This window comes from Streptomyces sp. MZ04, assembly GCF_004684775.1.
Taxonomy (GTDB): domain Bacteria; phylum Actinomycetota; class Actinomycetes; order Streptomycetales; family Streptomycetaceae; genus Streptomyces.
Map to the genome: position 1 here is coordinate 1 of NZ_SRIC01000302.1, position 9,617 is coordinate 9,617.

Here is a 9,617-nt window from a genome sequence, read left to right on the forward strand (position 1 = left end):
CCCCACGCCCCCACCGCCGCCTTCGGGAAAGCCCCGACCAGCAGGACCGCGAGCCCGCCGAGCACCCAGATCGCCGCCACCTGAACCAGGCACGCGCCGAGCACCGGCGCGAAGTCCTGCCCGTACCCGAGCGCCAGGCCAAGCCCGCCCACCAGCATCAGAACCAGCGCACCGCCGAAGGCGATGACCAGGTGGCCCCCGGCCCACTGAAGCCGCCCCACCGCGTTCGCGAGCACCGGCTCGGCCCGCTGCGACGTCTCCTCGCCGTGCAGCCGCAGCACGGAAGCGACGACGTACAGCGAAGCGATCATGCCAAGCATGCCGACCATCGTGGCGAGGAACGCGTCCGTGAGGCCCGCCTGGCCGCCCATCCGCTCGATGATGTCGCGGGTGTTCTCGTTGTCGCCGACGATGTCCGCCGCGCCGTCCACCATCCCGCCGAAGACGACACCGGCGGCGAGGAAGCCCAGCGTCCAGCCGAGCACGCTGCCGCGCTGCAGCCGCCAGGCGAGCGCGCCCGCCGTGGCGAGGCGGCCCGTCGCGGGCCCCGGCCGGGTCGGCAGGAAGCTCATCCCGACGTCGCGCCGCCCGGCGAGGTCGTACGCGACGGCGCCCTGCGCCACGATCGCGGCGGCGACAAGGAGCACCACCCACCACCGCTCACCGGCGTACGCGCGGATGTTCTCGAGCCAGCCGAGCGGCGAGACCCAGGTCAGCGCGGACGAGCCGCCCTGGGTGCCCGCATCACCGGCGGCCTTCAGTACGAAGGCCGTGCCGAGCACCGCCGACGTGAGCCCCTTGGCGAGCCGCGCGCTCTCCGTGAGCTGGGCGCCGATCGCCGCCATGGTGGCGAACAGCATGCCGGTGCCCGCGACTCCGAGCCCAAGAGCGAGCGCGCCGCCCGCGCCCTGCCCGGCCATCCCGGCGGTGATCAGCAGCGCCACCGCGGTGTTCGCCACGAACGCGGCGAGCAGCGCGGCGGTCAGCGGCGCCCGCCGGCCCACCATCGCGGCGGAGACCATCTCCTGGCGTCCTGTCTCCTCCTCCTCGCGGGTGTGCCGTACGACGATGATCAGGCTCATCACCGCGGCGAGCACCCCCGCGTAGACGCCGATGCGCCAGGCGGAGAGCGCGCCGATGGAGTCCCCGAAGACAGGCCCGTACATGGCCCGCATCGAGGAGTTGGCGTTCATCGACTCCATGGCGTCGGCGCGCTCGGCCGCGGTGCCGTACACCGACTCCAGGGAGCCCGGCATGGACAGGACCATGACCGAGACGACGAACACCCAGACCGGCATCATGACCCGGTCGCGGCGCAGCGCGAGCCTCAACAGGGCGCCCGTGCCCGCGAGTTGACGCGCCCCGCCGGTGCGGGTCGCGAACGCCGGGTTCCCGGTGACGGCGGTCATCGCGCTACCGCCTGCTCGGCGCCGGTGCTCCGCACGCCGTCCTGGTAGTGCCGCAGGAACAGCTCCTCCAGCGTGGGCGGCGTCGAGGTCAGCGACCGGATCCCGGAGTCGGTGAGCGAGCGCAGTACGGCGTCCAGCTTGTCGGTGTCGACCTGGAGCTTGACCCGGTGTCCCGCCACGTCGACGTCGTGCACGCCGGGCAGGTGCGCGAGCCCGTTGGGCGGGCCCGCGAGCTCGGCGGTGACGCTGGTGCGGGTCAGATGCCTCAGGTCGGCCAGCGAACCGGTCTCGACGGTCTGCCCCTTCCTGATGATGCTGACGCGGTCGCAGAGCGTCTCCACCTCGCTGAGGATGTGCGAGGAGAGCAGGATCGTCCGCCCCCGGTCGCGCTCCTCCTCGACGCAGCTCTGGAAGACCTCCTCCATCAGCGGGTCGAGTCCGGAGGTCGGCTCGTCGAGGATCAGCAGGTCGACATCGGACGCGAAGGCGGCGACGAGGGCGACCTTCTGCCGGTTGCCCTTGGAGTACGTACGCCCCTTCTTGGCCGGGTCGAGTTCGAAGCGCTCCACGAGGTCGGCGCGGCGGGCCTTGTCGAGGCCTCCCCGCAGCTTCCCGTACAGGTCGATGACCTCGCCGCCGGAGAGGTTCCGCCACAGGGTGACGTCGCCCGGTACGTAGGCCACGCGCCGGTGCAGCTCTACTGCGTCGCTCCACGGGTCGCCGCCGAGGAGCTGGGCGGCGCCGGCGTCCGCGCGGAGCAGGCCGAGCAGGACCCGGATGGTCGTGGACTTCCCGGCGCCGTTGGGGCCGAGGAAGCCGTGGACCTCGCCGGTCTCCACCTCGAGGTCGAGGCCGTCGAGCGCGTGCGTCCGTCCGAACGACTTGTGCAGTCCGGAGACGGTGATTGCCTTCGTCATGATTCAGAACGTACGCTATTTTCACAAAGTTGTGAAGTTAAGGAAGCGTATAAACTCGGCTGTGCTCGCACGTACGGGGGAGATGACACGGGAGATGATCGGCACATGCCCAACGAGCCCGCACCGGACGAGGTCCACTCGCGTTTCGTCGAGAAGTTCGCCGCCCAGCTGGTCGAGGCCGGTATGCCGAGGATGCCCTCGAGGATCTTCGCGGCACTGCTCAGCTCGGACTCGGGCGCGCTGACCTCGGCGGAGCTCGGGGAGCAGCTGCGGATCAGCCCCGCCGCGGTGTCGGGCGGGGTGCGCTATCTCTCCCAGCAGCACATGGTCGCCCGTGAGCGTGAGCCCGGCTCGAGGCGCGACATCTTCAGGGTGCACAGCAACCAGTGGTACGAGGCGCTCGGCAACCGGGACGCGGTCCTCAAGCGCTGGGAGGACGCCCTGCGCGACGGCGTCACAAGCCTCGGAGCCGACACCCCCGCGGGGCGCCGGCTCGCCGAGACGCTGGCTTTCTTCGAGTTCGTCCAGTCAGAACTGGAGGGAATGATGGAGCGCTGGCGCGTACACCGGGAGTCCCTCTTCGGAGCCTGACCCCGGCCTACTTCGGGTCGCGGTTGTACACCGCCTTCGACCAGCGGTAGCCGAGCACCGCCAGGCCCAGGCACCAGGCGATGGCGATCCACCCGTTGTTGCCGATCTCGGTGCCGAGCAGCAGGCCGCGCAGGGTCTCGATGGCCGGGGTGAAGGGCTGGTACTCGGCGATCGGCTGGAACCAGCCCGGCATCGCGTCGACCGGCACGAACGCGCTGGAGATGAGGGGCAGGAAGATCAGCGGCAGCGCGTTGTTGCTGGCCGCCTCGGCGTTCGGGCTGACCATGCCCATCCCGACCGCGATCCAGGTGAACGCCAGGGCGAAGAGCGCGAGCAGCCCGAACGCCGCGATCCACTCCAGGACCGTGGCATCCGTCGAGCGGAAGCCGATGGCCACGCCGACGGCACCGACGAGAACCACGCTCATGACCGCCTGCAGCACGCTGCCGATGACGTGCCCGATGAGCACGGAGCCGCGGTGGATCGCCATCGTGCGGAAGCGGGCGATGACGCCCTCGGTCATGTCGTTGGAGACGGACACCGCGGTGCCGACGAGGGTGCCGCCGATGGTCATCAGCAGGATGCCCGGGACGAGATAGGCGATGTACTCGGAGCGGTCGGCGCCGCCGCCGCCGATGCCGGCGCTCATCACGTCGCCGAAGATGTAGACGAAGAGCAGCAGCAGGACGACCGGCGTGAGCAGCAGGTTCAGGGTGAGGGACGGATAGCGCCGCGCGTGCAGGAGGTTGCGCCGCAGCATCGTGGACGAGTCGCGCACGGCGAGGGTCATGGGGGTCATCGGACAGCCTCCTGGGCCTTGTTGCTCTTGTCGGTGCTGCCGGTCAGGGCGAAGAACACGTCGTCGAGGTCGGGGGTGTGCACGGTCAGCTCGTCCGCCTCGATGCCGGCGGCGTCCAGCCAGTCGAGGATGGCGCGCAGCTCGCGCTGGCTGCCGCCGCTGGGGATCTGCAAGGCCAGCGCCTCGTCATCCCGGGTGGCCTCGTGCAGGGCGTCGGCGGCGGACCGGTAGACGGCCGGGTCGGAGAACCGCAGCCGCACATGACCGCCGGGAATGAGCCGCTTCAGCTCCTCGGCACTCCCCTCGGCGGCGATCTTCCCGTCGTTCAACACCGCGATGCGGTCCGCGAGTTCGTCGGCCTCCTCCAGGTACTGGGTGGTGAGGAAGACGGTGACGCCGTCGGAGACCAGCTCGCGGATGATGCCCCACATGTTGTGGCGACTGCGCGGGTCGAGACCGGTGGTCGGCTCGTCGAGGAAGATGATCCGCGGATTGCCTACGAGCGTCATGGCGATGTCGAGGCGGCGCTTCATGCCGCCGGAGTAGCTCTGGGCGGGCTTCTTGGCGGCGTCGACGAGGTCGAAGCGCTCGAGCAGTTCGGCGGCGACCCGCCGCCCCTCGCGCTTGGAGAGGTGGTGCAGGTCCGCCATGAGGAGCATGTTCTCCTCACCGGTGATCAGGCCGTCGACGGCGGAGAACTGCCCGGTGACGCCGATCGCGGCCCGCACGCCGTCCGGTGAGGTGGCGACGTCGTGGCCCGCGACCTGGGCCTGTCCGCCGTCGGCGGTGATGAGCGTGGAGAGGATCTTGACGGCGGTGGTCTTGCCGGCGCCGTTCGGCCCGAGCAGCGCGAAGACGGACCCGGCCGGGATGCGCAGATCGATGCCGTCCAGGACGGTCTTTTCGCCGTACGACTTGCGCAGACCGACGGTGGAGACGGCGGCCGGGGGCAGCTGACCGTCCCCTTGACATGATGTGGGCATGACAGAAGAAGGCATGGGGCCCTCCATTCGAAGGCTGAAGTGGCTGAAGTGGCTGAAGTGGCTGGGGCAGCAGGTGAGTTGAGGAGCGCGGTGCTCCTGGGGCTCAGGCCCCGGCGCCGCGGCGGATGTCGATGTTGCCGTAGCGGGTGCGGGCGCGGACCTCGACGGTGTCCTCGGCCTCCTCCGGGGACTCGGAGTTCTCGAGGGTGTTGCGCACCTGCCCGCGGCCGGAGCTGACGTCGAGCCAGGCGGCGGTGCCCTTGCGGATGCCGATGTCGATGGCGCCGTAGTTGGTCTCCAACTGGACGGTCCCCCGGGCGACTTCGGCGACGCGCAGGGTGCCGTGCGCGGTGGTGGCGGCGACCGAGCCCTCGGCGCGGTCGATGCTGATGTCGCCGTTCGCGCCGCTGACCCGCAGGTCGCCGGTGACGGCGCCGACGTTGGTGGAGCCGTGCGAGTTCTTCAGGACGGCGGTGCCGTCGACGGTGCCGACGCGCAGGCTGCCGGAGCTGGTGGTGATCTCGGCGGAGCCCTCGACGCGGTCGACGGTGATCGAGCCGTGGGACGCGGTCAGCTGGAGCGGCCCGGTCGTGTCGAGGCGTACGTCGCCGGACGAGGTCTTCACGAAGACCTCGCCGAGCCGGCCCTCGCCGAGCACCTGGGTCCAGGCGCCGGTGATCTCGACGTGCGAGCCCGTGGGCAGTTCGACCGTCACGTCGACGGTGCCGGAGGGGCCGACGAGGGAGCGCTTGAGCGTCCTGATCTGCAGCTTGCCGCCCGAGCAGGTGACTTCGGTCTGCTCGGCGGCCCGCACGTCCTGACGCTTGTCCGGGCTGCGGGGGGCCACCTCCACCACGGTGTCGGCACGGTCGGACGCGGCGAACTGGATGGATCCCGCGTCCACCTTGGCGTTGACCGAGATCGGCTGGGGAGTGTCGAAAGAAGGCATGGCTGTCCCGTCCTCTTGGCTCTGTGGGGCGTCCCCGCTGGTGGGACGTGGGGTAGGTGAGATCGTTCCGAGGGCTGACTAACGCACTAACGCACCCAGCCGGTGAAGCTCTGGCCGATGGTCCGGGCCTTCGCGGGGGTACGCGGGTTGGCCGCGCCGCCCGTGTCGACGGCCGCCGACACGGCGCGCACCAGCCACGCGTTGACCGACAGGCCCTCGCGGCCGGCGGCCTCTTCGGCGCGGGCCTTGAGGTGGGCCGGCAGCCGCAGATTGACGCGGGCGGTGCCGCCTTCGTCGCCCTCGGCGGTGACCGGGGCAGGCGCGGGCGCCGGAGCCTCGAGCGGTTCGCTCCGGTCCTCGTGCTGCGGAAGCACCACCACGAAGTCGGGGTCGAGGCCACGCAGCCGTACGTCGACCGAGCCGGGGGCGAGTTCACGGGTGATCTCGTCCATCGCGGCGGAGAGCACATTGAGCAGGGTCAGCCGGGTCGCCGACTCCAGGGGAGCGGTGAGCCGCTCGGCCAGCTCGCGGGCTTCGTCGCCGCCGGCTTCGGCGGCCACCGCGAGTTCGCGGTGGAGGGTGTCGACATACGGGGTGAGGTCCATGACGCCATCATGGCACCACGGTGGCGCCATGCGCAACCCCAAGTGGCGCCGAGTGGCGGACGGGGTCGAGTGCGGCCACCCTGACCTGCGAAAACGCGAGGGAGGTGACCCGGTTGGCGGCGCCTCCGTGCCCGCGTGCGCACTCTTGGGGGCACGGAATGGCACTGGATGGCACTAGGTGGCACCACATGGCGCCGAATGGCACCAAGCCGCGCCGCCTGGCGCGATGGATGCCCCCGTCACTTCGGCAAAGTAAGCCCCCACGCCCCCGGCCGGACCGTCCACGTCCTGGTGCGGACCGGTCCCGCCACCACCGCATCCGCCCGGTAGCGGAAATCCGAACCGGACACCGTGATCGTCCGGGCCCGTACCCTCAGTGCCGCCGCCTCCGCGCCCACCGATGAACGCCGGACCTCGACCTCTGCGTAGCCGTCGTCCCCGGGGGTCAGGAAGACGCCCTCGACCGGCTGGTCCAGGTCCACCACGAGCACCCCGTCCGCCTCGACCCGCAGCCGCGCCGGCGCGGGACCCGGCACCGAGGCCACCCGCGAGGGACGGGACGCGAGGGTGCGTACGAAGGACTGGCAGCTGCGGAGCCACGGGCGATGCCCTTCGGCCCCCGCCGGGCCGTCAGGGGCCCCGCCGGAAGCCCCGGCGCCAGAAGAGGCCCCCACGCCAGAACCGGACCCCACACCACAAACAGGCGGAATCCGCAGCTCCCCGAGCACGACCCCGTCCCGGTCGTCCACCAGCAGATCGAGCCGCCGCTCCACCCCTTCCAGCACCGCCCGCGCCGCGGCGACCGCCCCGGAGGGCACTCCGAGCGCCCGTGTGAGGACTTGTGTGGCGCCCACGGGAACGACCGAAAGCGCACATGACGACAGCTCGCGCTCCCGGTGGAGGACCCCCACCGCCCGGATCAGAGCGCGGTCGTCGCCCACCACGACCGGACGCCTCGCACCCCTCCTGGCCAGCGCTTTTGCGAAATCCTCGGGGCCATCGGGGAGGCAGACCCGGACGGACGCCGCCGCGCCGAGCACATCCTTCGCGATCCGTACCGACTCACCGTCCGTGCGCCGGGCGACCGGGTCGATGACGACTAGCAGCTGGTCGCGAGCCGACACGTCCGTCCTTCCTCGGGTAGCATCTTTGTGCAAGAGCCCCTTGCGCTATTGCGCCAGGGGCTTCGTCTATTCCGGGGCAGCATCCAAGGCACACCCATATGGCGGCTACGGCCCCTGACCTTGGACATGCCCCGCCCGGAAGGGGTGTACGCCTGTGCCCGCACTTGTGCTGCTCGGTGCTCAGTGGGGTGACGAAGGCAAGGGAAAGGCCACTGACCTGCTCGGTGGCTCCGTGGACTATGTAGTGCGTTACCAGGGCGGCAACAACGCCGGCCACACGGTCGTCGTAGGCGACCAGAAGTACGCGCTGCATCTCCTCCCTTCCGGGATTCTCTCCCCGGACTGCGTGCCTGTCATCGGCAACGGAGTCGTCGTCGACCCGTCGGTCCTGCTCTCCGAGCTGAGCGGTCTGAACGAGCGCGGCGTCGACACGTCGAAGCTGCTGATCAGCGGCAACGCGCACATCATCACGCCGTACAACGTCACCGTCGACAAGGTGACGGAACGCTTCCTCGGGAAGAGGAAGATCGGTACGACGGGGCGCGGTATCGGCCCGACCTACGCCGACAAGATCAACCGCACCGGCATCCGCGTACAGGACCTCTACGACGAGTCGATCCTGCAGCAGAAGGTCGAGGCGGCGCTGGAGATCAAGAACCAGCTCCTGACGAAGCTGTACAACCGCCGCGCGATCGAGGCGGAGCAGATCGTCGAGCAGCTCCTCGTGCACGGCGAGAACATCAAGCAGTACGTCGCCGACACCACCCTGATCCTCAACAACGCGCTCGACGACGACAAGGTCGTCCTCTTCGAGGGCGGCCAGGGCACGCTCCTGGACGTGGACCACGGCACGTACCCCTTCGTCACCTCCTCGAACCCGACCGCGGGCGGCGCCTGCACGGGTACGGGCGTGGGCCCGACGAAGATCAGCCGCGTCATCGGCATCCTCAAGGCGTACACGACCCGTGTCGGCGCGGGCCCGTTCCCGACCGAGCTCTTCGACCAGGACGGCGAGGACCTGCGCCGCATCGGCGGCGAGCGTGGTGTGACGACCGGTCGTGACCGCCGCTGTGGTTGGTTCGACGCCCCGATCGCCCGCTACGCGACCCGCGTGAACGGCCTGACGGACTTCTTCCTCACGAAGCTCGACGTCCTCACCGGCTGGGAGCAGATCCCGGTCTGCGTCGCGTACGAGATCGACGGCAAGCGCGTCGAGGAACTCCCGTACAACCAGACCGACTTCCACCACGCGAAGCCGGTCTACGAGTACCTCCCCGGCTGGTCCGAGGACATCACCAAGGCCCAGACCTTCGCCGACCTGCCGAAGAACGCGCAGGGTTACGTGAAGGCCCTGGAGGAGATGTCCGGCGCCCCGATCTCCGCGATCGGCGTGGGTCCGGGCCGTACGGAGACGATCGAGATCAACTCGTTCATCTAGTACGGGCTTTCAGTACGGGCACTGCGTACGCCGCCCCGGTCCGCTTCGGCGGGCCGGGGCGGTGCCGTGTTCAGGCCCGCTTCCGGGCTCAGCCGTCCTTGTCGTACGTCAATCCCTTGTCCGTGCCCGTGTTCTCGCGGTGCAGTCTGCCGTCCGAGAGGAGGGTCACCGTGCTTGCCGTGCCCGCCTTGCAGGAGGACGCGGGCTGGCCGACGACGACGTCCGTCGGGCCGATGCGCAGGGTGTTGCCGCTCGCCGACTCCAACTTGCCCTGGAACACGCAGTGGTACGTGCCGCCCGTGTCCGTCGGGCCGTCCGCCGTGATCGACAGGACCGTGTCGCCGACCTCGCCCTGCTGGAAGACGAGCTCACGGGAGTTGTGGCCCAGGTCGTTCTCGATGGCGCCGCTCCAGGTGCCCAGGATCTTCTCCGGGATCGCGCCGTCTTTGTTCTTGTCCTCCGATTCGGCGGAGGTGGCGGGTGACTCGGGTTCCGAGGACTGGTCCTCGGAGGGTGTGCCGGGTGTCGAAGGAGAGGTGGAGGCAGGGGACTTGGAGCTGTCCCCTGCTGCCTTGGTGTCGCCCTCGCCCTTCATCACCGCGTACACCCCGCCGCCCGCGCCGACCGCCACTATCAGTGCCACCGCGATCAGCGCGGCGGTCGACCGGCCGCTGCGGCGCGGGGGTTCGCCCATGGGGGGCACGACCGGGCCGTACGGAGGCGTGGGGCCGTATCCGGCCTGTTGTGGGTAGCCGTAGGGCTGTCTCTTATACACCTCTCCGAGCCCACGAGACGCTCATGA

At 70.2% G+C, this 9,617-nt stretch carries 10 protein-coding genes; 2 read left to right on the forward strand and 8 right to left on the reverse strand.

Features of this window, described 5'->3' with window-relative positions; translation table 11 throughout:
• Together E2651_RS36690 and E2651_RS36695 are read right to left on the reverse strand one after the other, a co-directional pair.
• Positions 1-1,409: ABC transporter permease (locus E2651_RS36690; protein ID WP_135335592.1), on the reverse strand; the 1,409-nt coding region annotated here is incomplete at its 3' end.
• Positions 1,406-2,326 carry an ABC transporter ATP-binding protein gene (locus E2651_RS36695; RefSeq protein ID WP_135335593.1) on the reverse strand — a complete coding sequence of 307 codons (921 nt, stop codon included), beginning with the start codon at positions 2,324-2,326 and terminating at the stop codon, positions 1,406-1,408. The genes E2651_RS36695 and E2651_RS36690, both read right to left, overlap by 4 nt.
• A gap of 105 nt (positions 2,327-2,431) precedes the next feature.
• Between E2651_RS36695 and E2651_RS36700 the strand changes: the two genes are divergently transcribed.
• Positions 2,432-2,917 (forward strand): MarR family transcriptional regulator, encoded by a 486-nt coding sequence (locus E2651_RS36700; RefSeq protein WP_135335594.1) that lies wholly within the window; start codon positions 2,432-2,434, stop codon positions 2,915-2,917.
• Between the two features lie 7 nt (positions 2,918-2,924).
• Here the strand turns inward: E2651_RS36700 and E2651_RS36705 are convergent, their stop codons facing one another.
• The 5 genes from E2651_RS36705 to E2651_RS36725 form a co-directional block, all read right to left on the reverse strand.
• On the reverse strand, positions 2,925-3,716 hold the full coding sequence (locus tag E2651_RS36705) for an ABC transporter permease (protein WP_135335595.1): 792 nt from the start codon (positions 3,714-3,716) through the stop codon (positions 2,925-2,927).
• Positions 3,713-4,714 (reverse strand): ATP-binding cassette domain-containing protein, encoded by a 1,002-nt coding sequence (locus E2651_RS36710; protein WP_209446340.1) that lies wholly within the window; start codon positions 4,712-4,714, stop codon positions 3,713-3,715. The genes E2651_RS36705 and E2651_RS36710 overlap by 4 nt, the downstream gene beginning before the upstream one ends.
• An 88-nt stretch (positions 4,715-4,802) precedes the next feature.
• Positions 4,803-5,648 (reverse strand): DUF4097 family beta strand repeat-containing protein, encoded by an 846-nt coding sequence (locus tag E2651_RS36715; RefSeq protein WP_135335596.1) that lies wholly within the window; start codon positions 5,646-5,648, stop codon positions 4,803-4,805.
• A gap of 86 nt (positions 5,649-5,734) precedes the next feature.
• On the reverse strand, positions 5,735-6,253 hold the full coding sequence (locus E2651_RS36720; RefSeq protein WP_135335597.1) for a hypothetical protein: 519 nt from the start codon (positions 6,251-6,253) through the stop codon (positions 5,735-5,737).
• 239 nt (positions 6,254-6,492) lie between these two features.
• The gene (locus E2651_RS36725; protein WP_135335598.1) at positions 6,493-7,377 is read right to left on the reverse strand and encodes a diacylglycerol kinase family protein; all 885 of its coding nucleotides are present in this window, start codon (positions 7,375-7,377) and stop codon (positions 6,493-6,495) included.
• A 154-nt stretch (positions 7,378-7,531) separates the two neighbouring features.
• Between E2651_RS36725 and E2651_RS36730 the strand changes: the two genes are divergently transcribed.
• Positions 7,532-8,815, forward strand: coding sequence for an adenylosuccinate synthase (locus E2651_RS36730; RefSeq protein WP_135335599.1), 1,284 nt, complete (start codon positions 7,532-7,534; stop codon positions 8,813-8,815).
• A gap of 88 nt (positions 8,816-8,903) precedes the next feature.
• Here the strand turns inward: E2651_RS36730 and E2651_RS36735 are convergent, their stop codons facing one another.
• Entirely contained in the window at positions 8,904-9,590 is a 687-nt protein-coding gene (locus tag E2651_RS36735) for a hypothetical protein (RefSeq protein WP_135335600.1), read from the reverse strand.
• Positions 9,591-9,617 lie beyond the last annotated feature (27 nt).